This is a genomic window from Nocardioides sp. L-11A, from assembly GCA_029961745.1.
GTDB lineage: Bacteria > Actinomycetota > Actinomycetes > Propionibacteriales > Nocardioidaceae > Nocardioides.
Genome location: CP124680.1, coordinates 2084042 through 2103469 on the forward strand (window position 1 = coordinate 2084042; position 19428 = coordinate 2103469).

The window sequence follows — 19428 nt, forward strand, 5'->3', positions numbered from 1 at the left end:
TCCTGCTCAGTCGTTGAGGGTCGCGTACACGTGCCGGGTGAAGCGGCGATCGCCGTACTCCACCTCGACCACGGTCAGGTCACGCCCAATCAGCGCGACGTCGGGGGACGTGGCGACGTGGACGACGTGCCCGACCTCGATCCCGGCCGTCGGGTGGGGGAGCCCGACCTGGTAGCGGGTCACGGTGACCTGCTCCTCACCGACCACGGGCTGGCTGCTGTCGGCCTCGCCGGCTGGGCGGACCGTGGCGGGCCCGTCGTACGCCGGGGCGGCCGCGGTGGTGATCGTCTGCCCGTCGGCCTCGCTCCAGGAGCGCTGGGCGCCGGCGGGGCCGACGGAGACGGTGGAGTCGTGGGTGCGGTCCAGCACGCCGGCGGCCGCGGCGGCCCAGCCGGGCGGGAAGACCGGGTTGCCGGGGCGGCCGTAGCCGACAGCGCGGGGCATCAGCACCAGCCTTGGGGGTGCTCGGTGAGTTCGGGCGGGCGACCGTTGCCGCCGACGATGTCGACGACGTCGAAGAAGAACCCGTCGTCGTCGGCGTCCTCGTCCTCGCGGGCCTGCTTGCGCAGCGAGTCGGCGTGCCGGCGCATCGCGTCGGCGAGCTTCGCGCCGTCGGTCTGCACCTGGTGGTCCTTGAGGACCTTCAGCGCCAGCGCCTCGTTGGTGGCCTGGGAGTCGATCGCCTGCGCCGCGGCGCGCTTCACCCGTCCACGCTCGAGGGCGAGGAAGGCGTTGATCTCGTTGTCGGTGAAGACGAACGCGTCCTCGTCGACGTCGTTGAGGAGGAGGCGGACCTGCCCGAGCGGGGTCGTGAAGTCGACGGCCATGGTCAGCCTCCTCCTGGTCGTGGTGGTGCGGTGGGGGTGGAACCGTGGGCGGCCCTGGCCCGGTCGCTCGGGCCGCCCACGGCGAGAGCAGCAGTTGCCCGCGTCAGCTGCCGTTCGAGGCGTACGTGAACGTCGGGTCGCCGGTCTGGTGGCCGACGATGTGACGCCCGCGGTACTGGATGTCGTCGATCTGGAACGACCCCTCGAGCGGGGACACGTCCCCACCGCCGACCCGCTGGCTGGCCGAGGACTTCACCCGGATGTCGGGCTGCTCGTGGCCGCGCAGGTACGCCGCCCACAGCGCCGGCCGCGCGGTCTTCGGCTTGGGGACGACGAACCAGGTCCCGGCCGCCTTGGAGCCGGTGTTCCAGTAGTCGAGCATCGGGTCGACGACGTAGTCGACGTTGACGTAGTTGTCGTACTCGAACTCGGTCGAGTTGCTGCCCGACGTCTCGGTCTTCTTGATCGTGCGGACCGCGAGGATCCGCTCGATCGTCCGCTTCAGGGTCTGCGGCACGACCACCTGCAGGGGCGGCGCGGCGACGACCTTGCCGGAGATCTTCGACTTCTTCGCCGCCATCAGGTCGAGCACCGCGTCGAGGTTGTCGAGGGTCAGCGGCAGCGCGGTGGGGGCGTTGCCGTTGCCGGCCTTGAAGAAGTCGGTGTTCACGCCGTTGCGGTTCGCAGCGATCAGGTTGGAGACCGCGTTGATGGCCTCCGTCTCGCGGGCCTGGCGGGCGATGGTGCCCGGCAGGTCCTCGAACTCCTGGATCGCCTCGTTGTTGATCCACGACTCCCACGAGATCGCGAACCGGCGACCGAACTTCGCGACCGCGATCTCGTTGACCGCGTGCCCGCGCTTGTCCTCGGCGGGGTACTCGGTCAGCTCGGGCACGAGGTCGAACCCGATCGTGTTGCGCCACTTGTCGAGCAGCCGCTTGGGGCGGAAGTCGTTGACGGTGGTGGTGTCGGTGTAGCCGCGCCAGGTCGACGGGAGCTCGTCGTACTGGCGCTGCATCTCGGTGTCGATCGCGGCGAACGCGGCGAGGGTGAAGTCGCTGGTGGCGAACGCCTCGGCGAGGCGCTGGGCGGCGCCCCACTTGCCCCGGAAGGCGTCCTCCATCAGGGTCATCGCCTTGTCCATGAGGGACTCGGAGATGCGGAAGTTCCGCGGGTTGGTGGCGCCGGGGAAGTCGGCGTCGGAGGCGGCCTGGACGGCGTTGTTGCCGTGGAGGACCTCGATCGTGTTGGTCATGGGTCTGGTCCTCTCAGTTCGCGATGCGAACGGTCAGGGGGCTCGGGGTGCCCACGGTCGCGGCCTTGGTCGTCAGCGCGTGGCCGTAGACCGGGTTCTCGACCGCGGGGGAGCCGCCGTCGTCGGGCTCGTCGGTGAGCGCGGTGCCGTCGGGGAGGATGTAGACGGGATCACCGACGGCGGCGACGGCGAACTCGACGTCGAACTCGTGGCCGCCCTTGAGCCACACAGTCGCGTGGCCGTTGGGGTTGCCGCCGCCGTAGTTGTAGCTGGCGTTGCGGGTGCCGTCCTGGTTGTACGCCGGGACGTCGGTCTTGGCGCGGTCGGTCTCGCAGACCCCGTTGAGGCCGCCGACGCGGACGGGGTCGCCGGCCTTCTTCCCTGCCGGGACCGGCAGGGAGAGGTGGTCGGCGTCTCGGAAGATCTCGTTGCGGGCCATCGGTCAGGCTCCCTTCTGGTTGCCGGTCTGGTTGCCGGACTCGGTGAGGGGGCGTCCCCACGGAGTGGTCGTGCGCCGGGACTCGGTGACACCGCTCCCGCCGCCCGGGTCGCCGCCGAACCCGACGACCTGGCCGGTACCGCCGGAAGCCGACCGTGCGGCGGCCTCCTTGAGGGCGGTGGCCGCGGTGTCGACGGACGCCGAGAACGCCGTCTCGTCGAGGTCGCCGGCCTCGGTGAGCGGCAGGTCGACGAGCAGGCCGCGGACCTGCAGGTCGTCGAAGGCGACGCCGGCGGCCTTCGCGCGCTCGGCGACCAGCACGCGCGCGCGGTCGGTCCGGACCCGGCGGGCCTCGTTGTCCTTCAGGGTGGCGTTCTCGCTGACGAGAGCGTCCACCCGGCCGGCCTTCTCGAGGAGAGCGGTGTGCTCCGACTCCTCGATCTGGATCTTGCCCATGGTGTCCTCCTTGGACTCCTCGGTGGTGTGGTCGTCCGGCCGGGTGGCCGGGACGTAGGTGGTGACGATCCGCACCTCGGTGCGCTCGCCGGTGAGCTCGACAGCGCCGCTGGAGCTCTGGGTGTAGCCCTGCTGGTAGATGCCGTTGTCGTCGTCGGACTCGACGTCGAACCAGACCGTGGCGTCGTCGAAGTCGCGCACCCAGACCCAGGTCCGCTCGCCGCTGCCGTAGGCGTCGCGCAGCGCGACGGCGAGGCCGTCGCGGGTGTCGTTGACGGTGGCCTCCCGCAGCCCGCGGGCCGCGGCCCGGCGGCCGGCCTTCGCGGACTCGAACACGCTCAGCACCCGGCCGCCGCGGCCGGCCCGGGTGACCCAGTCGACGGACTGGATGAACGCCAGGCCCTCGATGATCTGACCGCGCCGGCCCTCGGCCTCCCCGATGGTCGCGTCGGTGTAGGCGCCCAGGATCGAGACGCCGATGTCGTCGGCGAGGTCGTCGATGAGGTCGCGGTACGGCGTGACGACGCGGACCTCGGCGACCAGCGCGCCCTCGTCGGCGCCGGCGGCGATGTCGGTCTCGGTCGCGACCCGCGCGTCGGAGGCGGTCGTGGAGACGAGGTCCTTGATCGAGCGCTCGGGGCGCTCCATCAGCTCGAGGTCGGTGGGGTGGTCGGCGTACATGTGGGTGCCGGCCGGGATGACCTGGTCGGCGGCGGCCGACTCCAGCACCTCGGGGGAGTAGTAGCCCGACGTGCCCCAGCCGGGCGAGATCAGCTGGACCAGCCGCAGGCCGCCGGTGGTGGCGGCTGCTTCGAGCAGGCGCGCGGTCTCGCGCAGGGGCTTGGGCATGACGGGGACCTCCCGGTGGTGGGGGTGGGGCGGGTAGCGTGCGGCGGGTGACCAGCGAGGACGGTCCGGGCGAGCCGGCTGGCTCCGGACATGACGACGCCCAGGCGTGCGTCGCCGGAGCGGATCACGTCTGGGCGGTGAAAGGGATCCACCTCTCGCTCGTGCGAGGGGCAGAGACCGAGGAGCAGTGCGGACGCTGCGAGACGGTGCGCTACATCAGCGCACGCGGAGGACGGCCGCGGCTAGGCCAGCAGCGCGCCAGGTAGGTCAGCGCTGGCGGGCGAGCTCGACGAGCTCGTACTCGTCGGCGGTCGGCGCGGCCGCGGCGTCGAGATCAAGCTGCTCAGCCAGGCGCTGTCGTACTTCGTCGACCCACTCGTCGAGCTGGGTCTGGTTGTTCGCTGCGAAGAAGATCGCGAGCTCGACCTCAGGGTCGGCCGGGTCGTGGTACGGCTCCACGGCGATCCTGGTCGGGTGGGTGGCGATGCCTTCGACGAGCGCAGCCACCTTGTCCTCGAGGGACGCGTCCCTGAGGAAGATGATCTGGTCGTAGTCAGCCACGGGTCCATCCTACGCTCGTGCCGTCGCCGCGGAGGATCGCGATTTCCTCGATCACGCCACCGATCAGGCCGAGGATCCGTCCCATCGCATCGTCCGCGGTCCCGGCCGGGAGGCCGACCGGCTGACCGTTGATCACGATCCGCTCGGCCTGGCGTCGCCCTTCCGTGGCGGCGTTGCGGACGGTCGTCATCCGGTCCGCCTTGAGGGTCTTGAACTCGACGGTCACCTTCGCGCCGTCGATGACGGCGTCAGGCGTCTTCGGGAGGTCGTCAGCGTTCGCGACCGACCGCACGGCGAGGCCGCGGCCGCGCAGCCACTCGGCGACCACCAACTCGTCGTCGTCGAAGTACAGATCGGGGTCGTCGACCGGCGCGATCAGACCGAGACGATCGAGGGCGCCGTACGTGAACCGCTCGTTGCGGCCCTGCGAGCCGAGCGCCCCGTCGTACACGAAGTGCTCGTCGATCGGCAGCACCCGGGCAGGGGGCTCCGGTGGGCTGCTGTCCCCGGGCCGGCCGTCTCCGCCACCGCGGCCGCCGGCGTCGCCGGGGCTGGCGGGGACCTGGGAGTCGCGCCAGCCATCGTTGGTCCGCCGCTTCGTCCACTGCTCGATCGGGAAGTCCCCGGCGACCCAGGCGCGCCAGCCGGCCTTGCCGAGGATCGCCTGCTGATCGGCCGGGGTGAGGGCGGCGAAGTGGTCCTCGGCCGACGGCAGCCACGACAGGTCGACCGACCCGTCCTCCTCCCGAACCACTGGGATCCGGTTGCAGCGGCCCTGCTGGTGGTCGTCGGGGCCGGGGACCTCGAGGTCGAAGACCTGGCCGTGCATCGCGAGGCAGGATCGGCAGGTCCGCGGCCCGAGATGACACACCCAGACCCAGCCGGCGAGGAGGTCGGCGTGGGCCAGTTGGGTGACGCGCTCGCCCTCGCGGTAGGCGTCGAGGGTCTCGGTCCGCGCGATCGTCACCGCGCGGGAGCGGCCGAAGTTCCAGTGGTTCTCGGCCCGCTGGAGCATCCGGGCCGCGGTCTGGCGGGGGTTGTCGCCGGCCGCGACGCCGCGGGTGAGCTCGCCGAGCACGATCGCGTAGGTCTCGTCGGCCAGCGGGAGCGCGGTCGAGGTGACCTGCTGCGTCGTACGACGCACGATCGCGTCCAGCGCCGGGGTGGGGACCTCCCGGCCCGGGACACTGCGGGCCAGCCGCTGGGCGGCGATCAGCTCGACGGTCCCGGTCTCAGCTTGGTCGAGGACGTCGGCCAAGTCGTTGGTGACGGTGACGCCGAGCGCGGTGGCGAGATCGTCGAGGTGGTCCGCGATCCCGGCGAGGACCCGGGCGAACCGCTCGAACCGCACGACGGCGGTGGCGTTGACGCGGCCGGCGTCGGTGAGGATCTCGGTCAGGGTGTCGAGCAGCTCGGCGGAGATCTCCGACCAGGCGGCCGCCCATGCCTGGGTGATGGTCGCGTCCTGGGCGTTGGTGATCTCGGCGAGCGCCGCGGCGAGGGCGATCTCGACGGCGTACGGGTTGGGCTGCTCGGGGGTGCCGGTGCTCACCGCTCAGCACTCACTGGGCCAGGACCTCAGGCCGCCTGCTGGCGCTGCGCAGCGATCGCGGCTGCAGCAGCGCCGACCCGCCGGTCGATGAAGTTCCCGTCCTTGTCGGTCACCGACGCGATCACCTCGTCGGCGTCCTTCACCCGCAGCGCCGCGAGCAGCAGCCGCAGGGTCTCCAACGGCGGAACCACGCCGGTACCGTCCGCCGCGGTGATCGCCTCGACCGCGGACTTCGGGTCCAACTCGTTCAGGTCCGGCCAGTCCACGACGACCGTCTTCTCGACCTCGCCCGCCAGCGTCGCGACCTGCCGGTTCCCGTCCTGCTGGATCACACCCCGCAGCGGCCCCTGCGGCGCCTTCACCGCCTGGTCGATCGCGTAGCCGGCCAGCTGGGCCAGTACGTTGCCCCACAGCTGCCGACGCATCCCCATCTCGAGGATCGTCGGCTGCTCCAGCGTCTCCGCGACCGCCCGCGCCCCGGTAGTGCCCGGGTCGGACAGCAGCGTGGTGACCGGCAGGCCCAGCCCGGCGGCCGCCAGCGACGCGAGCGGACGACCGGACTCGCTGTCAATCGTCGCGCCGGTCTTCGGGATCGCCTCCAGGTTCCCTCCCGGCCCGATCGCGGCCACACCGCCGGCGTCACTGCCACCGATCGGCGGCACGTCGGCCGGGAGCGCGGACTGCAGGCGACTCGCCGCGGCGCGGACCTTCGTGGCCCGGTCGCCGGTGAGCTTCCACGCGAACTTGCTCAGCGCCTTGCACAACCTCGCCCAGTCGGTCAGGAACCCCTCGTACGCCCGCGCCCACGGCAGCGACGCGTACACGTCGGGCACACCCCACTTCCACCCGTCGAGCCGGTTCACCGGCACGTGGAGGATCGGCTGGTCCCACAGCACGTCGTACCGGGTGCCGTCGACGTCGATCGCCTTCGGCCGGGTCGCCGGCCAGAACCCCAGCGCCGGGTGCGCGACCCTCACGACGACCGGCCGGAACCGCATCGTCAGCACGCCAGCCGCGTTGCGGAACGGCTTCTCGGTGTACGTCGTGTACTGCCGCAGGTAGAACCAGGGGTCGTCGCGGTCGTCGGGGTTGTTGACGACGTCGACGATCTCCTCGAACGGCGTCGACCGGTTCTGCACCCGCCCGGTGAGCTGGTTCGTGAAGCAGGCGATGAACACCTGCCCGTCGGTGCCCAGCGCCCGCTCGAGCTCCTCTTGGGCCTGGGTGCCGGTGAGGGCCTTCTGGTTGGACTCGTCGTCCCACCATGCCTGCACGACGGCGTTGACGTCCTGCCCGGACTCGCCCTGGTCGTCGCTGGCGGCGCGGGCCTGGATCGTGAGGCCCTGGCCCCAGATGTAGCCGGTGCGGAGCTGGATGCCGCGCTTGATCAGCGGGGACGCGACGGCCATGACCCGGCAGTTGCGGGTGACGTTCTCCAGGCCCTTGCGGGAGAACTCGTCCTGCAGCCGGGCCGACGCACGCTCCCAGCCGACGTCCTCGGCGGCGAGTTCGAGGTCGGCGAGCCGCTCCTTGAGGAGCGCGTTGTCGCCGGCGAGCGCGGCGACCTCGGTCAGGAGGCGCTCGGTGTTGGGGACGGATCCCTGGGGCCAGTCGGGCACGGCGGATCACCTGCCTCTCTGACGTCGTGGGATTGTGTCGGAACGTCGCCATACGCTCTGGTTCGAGAGTGCCGACCAGCGGCATTCCGAACGGGAAGGGGATGCGCATGCCGGTCGTCGTTCGACAGTCGGGACCGAGAGACCAGCGGCATTCCGAACGGGAAGGGGATGCGCATGCCGGTCGTCGTTCGACAGTCGGGACCGAGAGAGGCCAAGCATCCGGACGGAGTCGATATCAAGATCGTTGACGGTCACCTGCACGTGCTGCGCGGAGGGTCGAACACGCTCGCGATCTACACCCCGGGGAACTGGATGTGGGCCGAAGTCACCAAGGCGGACGCCTAGTAGGGCGTGATGTTGAAGGCCTCGAGCTCGGGCTCGAGATCCTCATCGACTACCAGCTGATCGAGCAGCAGCGGCTGCAGGATCATCCGGTTCAGCGCCTGGGACAGCGCGTCGACGTCGTCGTCGTGCGCCGCGGTCGGGAACCCGGCGCACTGCTCGATCACGTCGTCGGCCCACGGCGCGAGCTCGCTCGAGGGGAGCCACACGTTCCCGGCCTCGACCAGCGGTGACACCGCCGCGGCGCGGGCTTCCTTCCCGCCGTCGGGCTCGACCGGCACGATCCCGGGCACCGACCGGCCCAGCATCGAGATCACCGCGGGCCCGTTCGCCTTGTCCTCGACGAGCTTCAACGTCGCCTGCGGCCACCGCGCGGCGAGCCGGCGGACCGCGGCCACGGTCTCGACGAAGTCCATCCGGCCATGCACACGGTCAAGGAGGTACGCGTTCGCGCCGCGGCGGCCCCAGACCTGACCGGATACGTAGTCGGTGCCCTCGGTCTTCTTGAACGTCAGGTCCCAGGAGATGACCAGGTCGTCGAACCCGGTGACGATCCGGGAGCCGTCCTCCCGCTCCAGCCAGAGCGGCTGGTCGTACCGCTTCCACCAGCCGCGCTTCAAGATCGTGCCCTCGGCCGGCGCCGGGCGCCCCTGGTAGAGCGCGTTCCAGGCGCGGGATCCGACCTCGCGGATCTTCTTCAGCCAGTCCTTCACCGTCCGGCCGCGGGCGGAGACCATGAACTCGCCGGGCTCGCGGCCCAGGACGTCGGTCTCGCCCTTCTCGGGGTCGTGGTCGGCCTGGGCAGGGATGTTGAGGACGTCCCACTCGTCGGCGAACTCCTTCTGGAGCCAGCCGGCCATGTCATCTTCGCGCCAGCGGGTCTGGATCAGCACGACGGGAGCGCCCGGGGCGAGGCGGGGGAGCGCGACCTCGGACCAGAAGTTCTTGATCGTGTCGGCCCAGGCCTTCGAGTCGGCCTGCTTCGCGTCCTTGTACGGGTCGTCGATGATCAGCACGTCGATCGGCCTCGAGGTGAGGCCGCCCTCGACGCCGACGCAGACGACGCCGCCCTGGTAGCCGAGGAGCTCGAACTCGTCCTGGCGCTGGGAGGACTGGGAGAGCTGGAGGCCGAGGTCCGGGTTGGCCTTGAGGGTGTCGCGGATCCGGCGGCCGAAGCGGCGGGCGACGTCGTGGCCGTACGACACGATGCCGATGCGGAGGTTGGGGTTGCCGTGGAGCAGCCACAGCGGGAACCAGACCGAGGTCCGCTGAGACTTGCCCTCCTGCGGGGGCATGTTGATGATCTGCCGCTCGCACTGGCCGTCGCGGACCGCGACGAGGCGCTCGTCGATCTTGCGGAGCGCGGGCGTCTGGACGGTGGTGCGGTCGAGGGCCTGGGCCATCTCGCCGGGTGCGGCCCAGGGGCGCTGGCGGAGCTCGGGGGCGAGCTGGGTGCGGATCATCTCGACCATCAGGTCGGGGGCGGTGGTCATCGCGATCACCGCCCCCGCTCAGGTCAGATGGAGTATTCCGGCACCGGGTAGCCAGGGATCTCGACCGACGACGGGATCTGGTTGCCCCACACCGCCCACGGCTCGGAGGTCGGCGGGTGCCGGCGGGCGAACAGCTCGAGGTACGGGCCAGGGGAGACCCGCTCGATCAGCGCGTACTGCTCCTCCGGCTTGTGGCTGTGGTCCTGCACGGGAGCGGTCATCCACGTCGGCTGCGCCTTGAACCGGACCGGCGCGCGGCCGCGGGTCGCGAACAGCAGGTGCTCGGTCGAGTTGCGCAGGTAGTTGCCCAGCCCGAGCCGGAACTTCACCCATGTCAGCGGGGAGCGGACGGTGAAGCCCCACGCATCGGCGACGTCGTACCCGTCGCGCAGCGTGGCGTTGGTGACCCAGAGCCACAGGTGGGCGTCGTCGGTCGCGAGGTCGCTGATCGGCATGGCCTTGATGCGGTCGAGAGTCATCAGGTCGTAGTGGCGGATCGCGCCGAGAGTGCCCTTCTGAGCGACGTCCCAGGGCGGGTCGGCGAGGATCGTCGCGAAGCGGCGTGGGGTGCTGCGAGCGGACATGGGTGTGCTCCTGCGGGCGTGGTGCTCGACCCATGGGGCTCACGCGCTCTGGGGAAGGGAGGCGCGGGCATGGCAATGGCGGGGAGTGTCTGGAGACACTTCACCCGCCAGTGGTGATGTTGAGGCATGTGGGGCCGTTGTGTCAAGCGGTGCCGTCGGGGCGCCACCCGGGGTCGTAGTCCTGGTGGCCGGCCCAGGTCTCGGCGAGGATCCGGATGACCTGCTCGCCGTGCGGCTGTAGCGGCGCGGCCGGGTCGCCCAGCGCACGAAGGTCCTCGACGCCCTGGGCCCATTCGATCAGCCCGCGCTTGGCCTCGCACTCAGCCTTCCAGCGGTCATGGAACGGGATCGAGGCGTCTCCCGGACCGTGAGGGTCCACGACGATCCGGACGGGGTTGCCCCAGTCGAGCAGCTCCTCGTCCTCCGCGATCCGGGCCAGGCAGAACGCCACCAGGTCCTCCATCGTGCTCACCGTCGCACCGTCGGTCATGCCTGCATCCTCTCTCGCTCTGCCCGGATCGTGTCCAGCAGGCGAGCGCCGAGAGCGTGCCGACACCGCGCCGACCCGCATCCCGGGCACAGGCGGGACAGGTCCGGCACCACCGGCTTCGGGAGCGGGCACCAGCACGGCCCCGGGCCGGCCTTCGGCTTCTTCTCCGCCTCGGACTCGACGCGGATGTGGTCGGCGAGCAGGCCGATGGTGCTCTCGTCCCATGTCGCTCGGCACACGTCCTCGACGCAGGCGGCGACGTGATCAGCGAGCCGCACGCGGAGGGTGCCGCGTTCGCCGCACTGGGGGCAGGTGTTGTCCGGGGTCCAGGCGGGGGAGTCCCAGCCGGTGACGATGCGGGCGCGGATCCACCACCGTCGGATGTCGAGGCGGATCTCGCGCTGGGCTGGCTCGTCGGCCGACTGGAGCAGGCCGTGGAGCTGGCGGAGCGCGGCCCTGGTGTCGAGCGCGGGGTCTTCGCCGAGGTCGGTGATCCAGCGGGAGATCTCGATGTCGATCCGGGCTGCGGTGTCGAGGGCGTCGAGCCGGGCGGCCGGCTTGGACTCGTAGCCGGCGCGGGGGCCTTCCTCGGCGGTGTTGGAGGGGATGTCGTTGGCCCAGAGCTGGTCGAGGAGGGCAGGTGCGGTCGTGGTGTGGCGGCGGGTGAGCCACTGGCCTCGTTCGCGAATCGTGTAGAGCTCGACGTGGGTGTGCGTCTCGGTGAGGTCGCGGATGTAGTCGACCGTGGTCATGCCCTGCCGGTGGGGGTCGGTCACTCGTGGTCCTGTTCGTCGAGGTCGTCGTCGGGGAGGAGGCTGGGGCAGCAGAGCATGTGCTCGGCGGCGTCGCATCCGGGTTCGTCGGTGCACGCCGGCGGTCCGCCGTGGGGGTCGGTCTCGCAGAGCGGGCGGGGCGGCTCGCACGGTGGGACCTCGTCCGTGTCGGGTTCGGACACCAGACGGAGCGGCTGGAACTGGAACTCGTCGGGGAACGGCAGCGGCGGCTCGTCGAGCTGCAGCCGGTGCCGGCGACGCGCGAAGCCCCGCCGGACCTCCCCGTCATCGTCGACCACGAGATGCCGTCTGCCGTCGGCGTCGCGCTCGAAGATGTCGTACTCGATCGCGTGCTCGTCGACGAGCCGCGTGAAGGTGTTGACCAGCGGCATGTCCATCGGGTCACCGCCGTGGTGCTCGATCCACCCCTTGAGGGCGAGCCGCATGCGGTCGGGGAACCGCGCGCCCGGACTGTCGCTGAGGATGGTGAGGCTGGTGTCGCTGACGAACCACGTGCCGCGGCTGCGGGTCATGTTGGCTGGTCTCCTTCGGTCGGGAGGGTGGTGATGACGTAGGCGCCGTCGTCGGTCAGGGGCGCCGCGGCGACCGCGATCCCGGTGCCGGGGTCGATGAACACCCACGACTGGTGGCCGGTGAGGTCGAGGTCGCCCCAGAACAGCGACGTTGGGGCGGGGTCGCAGCCGTGGTTGCGGTGCGGCCGGTAGGGCTCCTCCTGGCCGGCGTCGCCGCTGACCCAGATCCGGCCGGCCGCAAGATCCTGCCTGAGCCGATCGGCAGCCTGGGCGGCCTGCCGGCGTACGACGTCGCGGAAGTCCTGATCCATCTGCCGGCGGAACGCGTCCATGTCGAAGTGGCTCACGCTGCACCGCCGATCGCGTCGGACCCGTCCGGCGTACCGAGCTGCTCGAGGAAGGTCCGCAGCACCAGGTCCTGGTCGGCCGGCAGCAGCGTGACCCGCTCGGCCAGCACGACCATCGCCGCCCGGAACGCCGCGATCACCAGCTGTGCCCGCTCCTGCTCCAGCTCGACGTGCCGCTCCGCGATCCCGAGCCGGGCCATCTTGTCGAGCACGTCGGCGAGCCGCGCCAACGCCCGCTCGAAGAGGGTGACTTCGCCGCGCAGTGCGGTGAGGTGCTGCCCGCCGGCGAGGTGGTCCATGGTGGACACGCGGCGGCCGGTCTCGTCGACGAGCTGCTCGAGCGCGCCGGCGAGCTTCTGGAGGGACGCGACAGGGTCGGTGACGGCGGTGGCCTGGTCGAGTCCGACCCAGAGGTCCTGCATGGCCCGGTCGGCCGCCTTGACGAGCTGGCGGCGTTCGGCGGCGGCGATGGCTTGGGGTGAGCCGCCGCCGTGGATCTTGCAGACCTCCTGGCCTTGCGAGGGGTGGCGGCCGCAGGGGGCGCCGCTGCGTTTCGAGTGGGCGGTGCAGCGGGGGTGGATCTGGCCGCACCGCTGGCAGGGTGGGCGATCGGCGGCGGCGGTCATCCTCGGTTCTCCTGCGAAGTGCCGGACCCCGTAGGTACGGTCCCGGGCGTGGAAGGCGTGAATTTCTGGGAGTGGGTCGCGATGTACGGCCTCGACGGCATCGGCGGCGGCGTGCTCGGTGGAGTCATCGCATGGTTGCTCCTGCGGCGCACCATCAACCACGAGAGGGGACTGCGGGCAGGGGACCGAGAGGCCGCGGAGATCAACGATCTGCGCTTGCAGCTGACTGAGGTGCGTGAGCGAGCGGCCCACGCGGCGCTCTGGGCCGCAGTCACCGATCGGAGCGGCACCGATCTCCCTGTCCTCGCTGACCGGATCGCTGGCTTGTACTCGGCCCTTCTGGGCGCGCAAGCATTGGCGGAGAAGACCGCGCCGACGCTCAGGGCCAACCTTGAAACGCTCGGCAACGCGCTGGCGCACCTGCCCGCCGACGGCTCGGTTCTCGAGATCGTCAGCGTGGTCAGCGAACGGTCGGTGTCGCATTCCACCCTGTGGGTGGCGCAGCCCTTGGCGTACGAGGCAGAGGCGGGAGTCCTCAACCTGGCGGAACTGCTGGCGACCGCGAAAGCCAACGCCGCAAGAAGGGCCGAGTTACGCGCCGCCGCAAGAAGGGCCGAGTCACGCACCGCCGATCCCTCCGAACATCGTCCGTCCTGAGAGTGGAGTGCCCCAGTAGGCCTCGGCTGCGAGCTGCTGGCGGAGCTGTCGACGGGCGTCCTCTTCGGTGATCGGGTCTCGGGCAGGATCCGGCCACAGGTCTCGGCGCCACTCGCGGGTCATCGTCGACACCGCGGCCACGCCGAGGTCGCGCTCGCGGCGGAGCCGCTGGTGGTAGCGGCTGATGGAGTCCAGTTCGCGCATGGCGATCGCCGAGGCGACGATGCCGGTCTCGAAGCTGGTGGTGTCGATGATCAACTCGATGCCGATCGACGCGATGTCGGACCGGTATCGCTCCAGACGTCTCAGCGCGCGGCGGTGGCGGAGGCGGCGGAGGCGGCGGATCATGGCGCGCTCCCCGCGGCTGCGTCGTCGGCTGGGTGGGAGCTGCAGAGGTCGACGTCGACCCAGTAGCACGACCCGGGCCAGCAGGCTTCGTCGTCGGTGCAGCCGCAGACCCGGCACTGGCGTACGACGAGCCCGGCCTCGATGAGCGCCGCGGCCTGGGCCGTCGCGAGGTGCTGCTGGTGCCAGGCCTGCACCTCGTCGAGGCGGAGGTCGATGTCGTGCGGCGGTCCGTCTGGCCAGGTCTCAGAGCAGCTGCAGCGCACGCCGCCCCGGGTGTGTTCCCCGGCGACGCGGGCGAGGAGTGGTTCGAGGGGCTCAGGCATCGGGCACCCCCTCGGGCTCACCGGGCTGCTCGGGCTCGGGTGCCGGCGGCGCCGGCGGCTCGGAGGGGCGGTGGTCCCAGCGTCGTGGCCGCCACGCCAGCACCTCCCGCACCTCGGCCAGCCCGTCGCCCGATGGGTGCGGGTCGTGCCAGAGGGCGCCGTCGCGGTAGAGGACTTGGTGCATGACCCCGCGGGGGGAGGGGCCGGCGACGAAGAGGTACTCGCCGGGCTCGCCCTGGTCGACGTGGTCGAGCTCGATGGGGGCGTAGCCGTTGGCGGCCATGTAGCCGAGGAGCATGGCCCACCAGGCGGTGCCGTGGCCGACGCCGTCGGCGAGGGTGTCGCCGAGGATCAGGCCCTCCTCGGCGAAGTGGGGGACCTCGTCGAGGGGGCGGTTCAGCAGGGACGCGACGCAGGCCGGGAGGCAGTTCCCGATCCGGTGGGGGTCGTCGCTGGTGATGGTCTGGTTGACGCGGCTCACGGGGTGGCTCCTTCGGTCGGGGTGGGCTGTACGAGGAGTTCGTCGACGGCGGTGAGCAGCGCGTCGACCTTGGCGTCGAAGTCGGGCCACACGAGGTGCGGGCCGGCCTCGCAGGAGCAGAGCTCGGCGTTGGGGAGCAGGTCGACCAGGGCCGCGCGCTGGTCGTCGGTCAGCCGCCGGGGGTGCTGTGCCCGGGCGGAGCCGACGATGAGCGCCGCGGCGACCGCCTCGTCGACGCGGGTCTCGACGATCCGGTCAACGGCGGGCACGACGTACTGCCGGATGCCGGCGTTGGTGAGGTCGCGGGCGCAGCCGTAGTCGCAGTCCTTGGCGGCGTGGAGGGCCTCGTAGATCGGGGCGTACTCGCAGTCGACTGGCTCGGAGAACGCGACGAGCTGGGCGTCGGGGCAGGTGGTCCGGCCGCAGGTCTCGCACTCCGGGCCGTCCTCGCCGGCGCTGGGGCCGTCTCGGTCGGTCAAGCACGCGGCGGGATGCCCGCACACCGACTGGGCATGACCCGAGCTCGTGCTGTCGTGTACCTCGCTGCCCACCGTATCGCCCGCTGGTTCGCCAGGCACGGCGGTGTTCGGCCCGCTCACGGGCTGGCCCATCTCGACCTCGCCATGGTCGTCGAGCTGGTGTGCACGCTGCTCAGCGGATGAAGCCGCAGCGTCAGCGGCATCCGGAGCGCGGCAGACCTCCGCGGCCCGGTCCCAGCAGCCGGGGCACTTCACCTGCTGGACAGCCGGGCCGGTGACGCCGCTGTCGCCCATGCCCCAGCCGGGAAGGTCGGCGTCGAGGAGCACCTCGCGGGTGTGTGGATCGAGGATCGGGAACCGCGTCAGCCGGCACATCGTCGGGCGGCCGCCGTTGCTGCCCTGGCTGTCAAGGATCACGAGGTGGGTGACCTGGGGGCGGGAGCCGGTCCGGCAGGCGACGAAGCCGTCGGGGGCCTTGGGCATCGGGATGTGCTCGGGCATGGGTCAGCTCTCCTTCGTGGTGGTGGCGGCCGAGCCGCCGGGGGACGTGGGAGCGGGCAGGACGGCTTCGATCCGCCTGACGACAGAGTGCGAGAGGCGGGCCCCGTCGTCGGCAAGGTTCGCCAGCTCGTCGTCCAGTGCACGGCGCACGGCCGCGAGCGCGGACTCGGCGGCGGCGAGCCGGGCGAGCGCGTCGTCGCGCTGCTCCTGCGCCGTACCGAAGTGCACCTCCCACCTCGACACCTCTGCCCGCGCCTCGTCGCGCTCCTGCTCGGCAGCCTCAGCGCGCCTCCGCTGCTCGTCGCGCTCCCGTGCGCACCGCACAGCCAGGTCGCCGTACTCGTCGAGCGCCGCCCGGAGCCGCGACTCCTCCTGCGACTGCTGCGCCAACACCTGCACCGTGCTGGCCTCCAGCTCGCCCCGCTGCACCCTCAGCGACTGGATCTCGCCGAGCAGTACCAGCACCGCCGTCGGGCCGAACGCGTGCTGGAAGTCGGCGTCAACCGCGCAGGCCTCACAGAGCCACGGGTCCGTGTCCTCGCCATCGGGGTAGGCCGCGACGAGGTGGGCCGACTCGGCACATCCGTCGCACGTGCCGGCCTGGTCGATGTCGACCCTCGCCGGCATCGGCACGTGGTCCTCCGCGGCAGCCCGGGCGATGGCCACCAGCGGGACTAGGTCGAGCTCGACTGCAGGAGCAGCGAGGACCGGCCCCGCCGACACCTCCGCCAGACGCTTCCGCGCCTCCGAGTTCGAACCCACCCCGCTCACCGAACCCTCCACGCCGACGCCGGCCATGAGGTCATCCCCGACGACCCCCGGCCCATGAGGTCGAGCTCGGCTCTCGCAGGAGGTTCAGGAACGGCCCGGGGCGGTGCTGGGGCCGCGGTGGTGGGCCGCGGTCGAGTGAGGCCCGCCGACTGCGGCCCCTCCGTAGGAGAGGGGGCCCGGGGCCGCAGTCGTCTGGCTGGGGCCTGCGGGGTCTCTCGGGCCGCAGTGGGGCCGCAGTGGGGCCGCGGTCGGTTGGGGGTGTCAGGCGTGGTCATCTTCGGCCTCTCGGTACAGGGCGATGGAGTGGTGGAGTCGGGACCCGCGGGGTCCGGGGATGGTGGTGATGAAGCCTTCGTGGATGAGGAGCTTGAGGGCCTGGGTGACGTACTTGTCCTTGCCGGGGACGTCGGACTGGACGTCGCGCTGGGTGCACTGGTCGTTGTCTTCGACGTAGCGGGAGATGGCCTCCATGAGCTTGGTGGGCCGGAAGGTGCCGTCGTCGTTCTTGGGGGCTTCCTCGCGGGCGATGGACCAGCTGGTGGCGGCGTGGGTTTCGGAGCGGGTGGAGTCGAGGGTGAGGGTGCCGGCGTAGCCGCCGCCGGAGGTCTTGCGGAGTTCGCCGGCGGTGTCCTTCTCGATGCGGAGCGTGATGCGGCCGATCTGGCCGGGGGCGGGCTGGTTGCGGGCTTCGGCGCGGAGGTAGGAGCCGCGGATCATGCGCTTCTTCGCGATGGAGCCGATGGCGTAGCCGGTGGCGCGGGCTTCGGTGGACTTGGGGAGGTGGTCGATGGTGATGACGCAGGAGCCGGCGTCGGCTGGTCGGGTGCAGATGAACCGCATGGCGTTGGTGATCTCGTCGCCGTCGTTGGTGTTGGCGCCGTACATGGGGATCGCTTCGCCGATGGAGTCGATGAGCACGACGTCGGGGGCTCGGTGGACGAGGTCGTTGATGGCGGCGCGGAGTTGGTCGCCGTCGTCGGGCTGGTAGTAGCGGAACCGGGTGGGGTCGGCGAGGACGGCGAGGAGGTCCTGGCGTTCGGCGAGGTCGGCGCCGAGGAGGAGTAGCCGGGCGGCGGTGTGGTTGGGGCCGTTGTGGTCGACGTCGACCATGGCTGCGGTGCCGCCGGCGAGGAGGGTCTCGACGATCGCGGCCTGGGCGAGCCAGGTCTTGCCGCACTCGGGGTCGCCGAAGATCCCGTTGACCTTGCCGGCGTAGAACAGGGCGGCGCCGTCGGCGCGGCGGCAGATGGTGGGTGGTTCGACGATGGGCGGGGTGCCGCCGTCGAGCCAGGTGAGGTCGACGAACCCGGTGTCGGTGTGGGTGGTGGTGGGTCCCCAGCGGGTGACGACCTGCTCGAGGTCTTCGTAGGCCTGCTCGACGTGGCGGGTGACGTTGGTGGGGTCGCCGGCGCGTGCGAGCTGGATGAATTTGCGGCCGAGGTCGCCGACGCTGCGGAGTCGGGCGGTGTCGCGGACGATCTCGGCGTAGTAGGGGGCCTGGGCGGGGATGTCGCAGGCCTGCATGAGGGTCTGGAGGTAGGGGGCGCCGCCGATGCGGGCGAGGTCTCCGGTGCGCATGAGGTGGTCGGAGACGAGGACGAGGTCGACGGTGCGGCCGTGGGCGGCGATGTCGTGGATCGCGGTCCAGATGGTGCCGTGGTGGGGCCAGTAGAAGTCGCCGGCGTCGAGCTCGTCGCGGACCTGGTCGACGAGGGCGGGGGAGGTGAGGAGGGCGCCGAGGACTGCACGCTCGGCGTCGGCGTTGGCGACGGGGGCGGGGCCGGCGGGCGCGTCGTGGTGGGGGTCGTAGGGCGGCTCGTCGGGTGGGACGGGCTGCAGGTGGTGACGGGTTGGTGGTCCGTCGGCGCTCACGGTGCGGGTGGCTCCTTGTCGTCCGTGATCGGGTGGGGTGGTGCTGGGGCCCGGCCCGGGGCAGGTACGCCTCCCCCGGAAAGGTGACGGGGGTCGTGAGCGTCCTTCGGCGGTGGTCTCGGGTGCCGCCGTTGACCCCGGGCCGGGTGGCTTGTCAGCTGTCGCTGTCGGGGTCGAGGCCGTCGTCGCCGAAGTCGAGGCCGTCGTCTCCGTGGTCCTCGCCCGGCTCAGTGCCGTCGCCGTCCTCGTCGCCGTCCTCATCGGCCTCGGGGGTAGCGAACGGGTCGACGAGGGCGCTGCGGTCGGCGTGCACGGCGGCGCCCTCGTGCTGGCCGCAGACGTCGCAGACCGGGCCGTGCTCGCTGTCGTCGATCGCGAGGCTCGAGGAGAGGTAGGGGTGCGGCTCGTGGCGGGCGCCGGTGGCGAGGACGTCGGCGACGTTGGGCTCGGTGGGGCCGTCGCCGTACTCGAGGGTGGGGGCCTCGCCGGCGGCGAGCTGGCGCTCGTAGTGGAAGGACCGGGCGAGGTTGCGGAGGTGGTCCTCGGTCTCGGTGGTCGGTGCTGGCTCGATGGTGAGGATGGACAGGCTGACGGACTCGTCGCCGTTGCGCTTCTCGGCGCGGGCCTCGGCGACGAGCTCGACGACGGCGAGGATCTTCTTCCCGAGCTGGTCGTGGCAGCGCTTGGCGAGGTCCTCGGTGATGCCGGTGTTGCTGGTGCCCTTGGGGGCGATCTTGGCGGTGGTGGTGGTCATGCGGGTGTTGCTCCTTCGGTGGTGAGGGTGGGCGCTGCTGGGTCAGAACGGGGGATCGTCGTTGCCCCAAGAGCCCTGGCCGGCCGGTGGTGCGGCGGGTGGGGCGCCGGCGGGCGTGGACTGCTGGGCGGGCCGCGACGTGCCCTGGGCGGGGGTGGCGGGGACCTTGGCGACGGTGGGGTACTTGATCTCGAGGGCAGTGCCCTTGCCGCCGTCGCGGGTGTCGTACTCGCGCTGGTAGATGCGACCGGTGACGAGGATGCGGTCGGCCTTCTTGAAGGTCTCGACGGCTGCCTCGGCGGCCTGTTCCCACAAGGAGACGTTGACGAAGATCTGCTCGAGGTTCTCGTAGGTGCCGTCGTCGAGGCGGCGGGAGTCGTTGGCGGCGACGCGGAGGCTGGCGACGGCCTTCCCGGCGGGGGTGAAGCGGAGCTCGGGGTCGGCGACGAGCCGGCCGTCGATGGTGATGGTGGGCAGCAAGGTGGTGTCCTCTCAG

At 71.5% G+C, this 19428-nt stretch carries 25 protein-coding genes; 2 read left to right on the forward strand and 23 right to left on the reverse strand.

Going from position 1 to position 19428, the window contains the following annotated elements:
* Window positions 1–6: 6 nt before the first annotated feature.
* The 8 genes from QJ852_09820 to QJ852_09855 all read right to left on the reverse strand — a co-directional run bounded on the left by QJ852_09820 (window position 7) and on the right by QJ852_09855 (window position 7558).
* Window positions 7–444: a DUF6093 family protein gene (locus tag QJ852_09820; protein ID WGX98728.1), complete on the reverse strand. Its 438-nt coding sequence runs from the start codon at window positions 442–444 to the stop codon at window positions 7–9.
* Window positions 444–827, reverse strand: a complete 384-nt coding sequence (locus QJ852_09825) for a hypothetical protein (GenBank protein ID WGX98729.1) — start codon at window positions 825–827, stop codon at window positions 444–446. Before QJ852_09825 ends, QJ852_09820 begins: the two co-directional genes overlap by 1 nt.
* A gap of 103 nt (window positions 828–930) precedes the next feature.
* Window positions 931–2082 (reverse strand): hypothetical protein, encoded by a 1152-nt coding sequence (locus QJ852_09830; protein WGX98730.1) that lies wholly within the window; start codon window positions 2080–2082, stop codon window positions 931–933.
* 13 nt (window positions 2083–2095) lie between these two features.
* A complete protein-coding gene (locus QJ852_09835; GenBank protein ID WGX98731.1) occupies window positions 2096–2521 on the reverse strand; it encodes a DUF2190 family protein in 426 nt (141 codons plus the stop codon).
* 3 nt (window positions 2522–2524) lie between these two features.
* The gene (locus QJ852_09840; GenBank protein WGX98732.1) at window positions 2525–3826 is read right to left on the reverse strand and encodes a hypothetical protein; all 1302 of its coding nucleotides are present in this window, start codon (window positions 3824–3826) and stop codon (window positions 2525–2527) included.
* 267 nt (window positions 3827–4093) lie between these two features.
* Entirely contained in the window at window positions 4094–4387 is a 294-nt protein-coding gene (locus QJ852_09845; GenBank protein ID WGX98733.1) for a hypothetical protein, read from the reverse strand.
* Complete coding sequence (locus QJ852_09850; protein ID WGX98734.1) at window positions 4380–5939, reverse strand: phage minor head protein; 1560 nt, start codon at window positions 5937–5939, stop codon at window positions 4380–4382. The genes QJ852_09845 and QJ852_09850 overlap by 8 nt, the downstream gene beginning before the upstream one ends.
* A gap of 26 nt (window positions 5940–5965) precedes the next feature.
* Entirely contained in the window at window positions 5966–7558 is a 1593-nt protein-coding gene (locus QJ852_09855; GenBank protein WGX98735.1) for a hypothetical protein, read from the reverse strand.
* 174 nt (window positions 7559–7732) lie between these two features.
* Between QJ852_09855 and QJ852_09860 the strand changes: the two genes are divergently transcribed.
* Window positions 7733–7903, forward strand: coding sequence for a hypothetical protein (locus QJ852_09860; protein ID WGX98736.1), 171 nt, complete (start codon window positions 7733–7735; stop codon window positions 7901–7903).
* Here QJ852_09860 and terL read toward each other — a convergent pair.
* From terL to QJ852_09895, 7 genes are all read right to left on the reverse strand, one after another.
* Window positions 7900–9393, reverse strand: a complete 1494-nt coding sequence (terL, locus tag QJ852_09865; protein ID WGX98737.1) for a phage terminase large subunit — start codon at window positions 9391–9393, stop codon at window positions 7900–7902. The genes QJ852_09860 and terL overlap by 4 nt on opposite strands.
* A 23-nt stretch (window positions 9394–9416) precedes the next feature.
* Window positions 9417–9977: an MT-A70 family methyltransferase gene (locus tag QJ852_09870; GenBank protein ID WGX98738.1), complete on the reverse strand. Its 561-nt coding sequence runs from the start codon at window positions 9975–9977 to the stop codon at window positions 9417–9419.
* A gap of 142 nt (window positions 9978–10119) precedes the next feature.
* Entirely contained in the window at window positions 10120–10467 is a 348-nt protein-coding gene (locus QJ852_09875; protein ID WGX98739.1) for a DUF6221 family protein, read from the reverse strand.
* Window positions 10464–11243: a hypothetical protein gene (locus QJ852_09880; GenBank protein WGX98740.1), complete on the reverse strand. Its 780-nt coding sequence runs from the start codon at window positions 11241–11243 to the stop codon at window positions 10464–10466. The genes QJ852_09875 and QJ852_09880 overlap by 4 nt, the downstream gene beginning before the upstream one ends.
* Window positions 11240–11773 carry a hypothetical protein gene (locus QJ852_09885; GenBank protein WGX98741.1) on the reverse strand — a complete coding sequence of 178 codons (534 nt, stop codon included), beginning with the start codon at window positions 11771–11773 and terminating at the stop codon, window positions 11240–11242. The genes QJ852_09880 and QJ852_09885 overlap by 4 nt, the downstream gene beginning before the upstream one ends.
* Window positions 11770–12120 carry a hypothetical protein gene (locus tag QJ852_09890; GenBank protein ID WGX98742.1) on the reverse strand — a complete coding sequence of 117 codons (351 nt, stop codon included), beginning with the start codon at window positions 12118–12120 and terminating at the stop codon, window positions 11770–11772. Before QJ852_09890 ends, QJ852_09885 begins: the two co-directional genes overlap by 4 nt.
* Window positions 12117–12746, reverse strand: a complete 630-nt coding sequence (locus QJ852_09895) for a hypothetical protein (GenBank protein ID WGX98743.1) — start codon at window positions 12744–12746, stop codon at window positions 12117–12119. The genes QJ852_09890 and QJ852_09895 overlap by 4 nt, the downstream gene beginning before the upstream one ends.
* 48 nt (window positions 12747–12794) lie before the next feature.
* On the opposite strand from QJ852_09895, the gene QJ852_09900 reads away from it, so the two are divergent.
* Window positions 12795–13403, forward strand: coding sequence for a hypothetical protein (locus QJ852_09900; GenBank protein WGX98744.1), 609 nt, complete (start codon window positions 12795–12797; stop codon window positions 13401–13403).
* Here the strand turns inward: QJ852_09900 and QJ852_09905 are convergent.
* The 8 genes from QJ852_09905 to ssb all read right to left on the reverse strand — a co-directional run bounded on the left by QJ852_09905 (window position 13365) and on the right by ssb (window position 19412).
* On the reverse strand, window positions 13365–13751 hold the full coding sequence (locus QJ852_09905; protein WGX98745.1) for a hypothetical protein: 387 nt from the start codon (window positions 13749–13751) through the stop codon (window positions 13365–13367). The genes QJ852_09900 and QJ852_09905 overlap by 39 nt on opposite strands.
* Window positions 13748–14074, reverse strand: coding sequence for a hypothetical protein (locus QJ852_09910; protein WGX98746.1), 327 nt, complete (start codon window positions 14072–14074; stop codon window positions 13748–13750). Before QJ852_09910 ends, QJ852_09905 begins: the two co-directional genes overlap by 4 nt.
* Window positions 14067–14555 (reverse strand): hypothetical protein, encoded by a 489-nt coding sequence (locus QJ852_09915; GenBank protein ID WGX98747.1) that lies wholly within the window; start codon window positions 14553–14555, stop codon window positions 14067–14069. The genes QJ852_09910 and QJ852_09915 overlap by 8 nt, the downstream gene beginning before the upstream one ends.
* Window positions 14552–15535 carry a hypothetical protein gene (locus QJ852_09920; protein ID WGX98748.1) on the reverse strand — a complete coding sequence of 328 codons (984 nt, stop codon included), beginning with the start codon at window positions 15533–15535 and terminating at the stop codon, window positions 14552–14554. Before QJ852_09920 ends, QJ852_09915 begins: the two co-directional genes overlap by 4 nt.
* 3 nt (window positions 15536–15538) lie before the next feature.
* A complete protein-coding gene (locus QJ852_09925) occupies window positions 15539–16297 on the reverse strand; it encodes a hypothetical protein (protein WGX98749.1) in 759 nt (252 codons plus the stop codon).
* A 270-nt stretch (window positions 16298–16567) separates the two neighbouring features.
* Entirely contained in the window at window positions 16568–18178 is a 1611-nt protein-coding gene (locus QJ852_09930; protein ID WGX98750.1) for a DnaB-like helicase N-terminal domain-containing protein, read from the reverse strand.
* A 154-nt stretch (window positions 18179–18332) separates the two neighbouring features.
* Window positions 18333–18932: a hypothetical protein gene (locus tag QJ852_09935; protein ID WGX98751.1), complete on the reverse strand. Its 600-nt coding sequence runs from the start codon at window positions 18930–18932 to the stop codon at window positions 18333–18335.
* Between the two features lie 42 nt (window positions 18933–18974).
* The gene (ssb, locus tag QJ852_09940) at window positions 18975–19412 is read right to left on the reverse strand and encodes a single-stranded DNA-binding protein (GenBank protein WGX98752.1); all 438 of its coding nucleotides are present in this window, start codon (window positions 19410–19412) and stop codon (window positions 18975–18977) included.
* Window positions 19413–19428 lie beyond the last annotated feature (16 nt).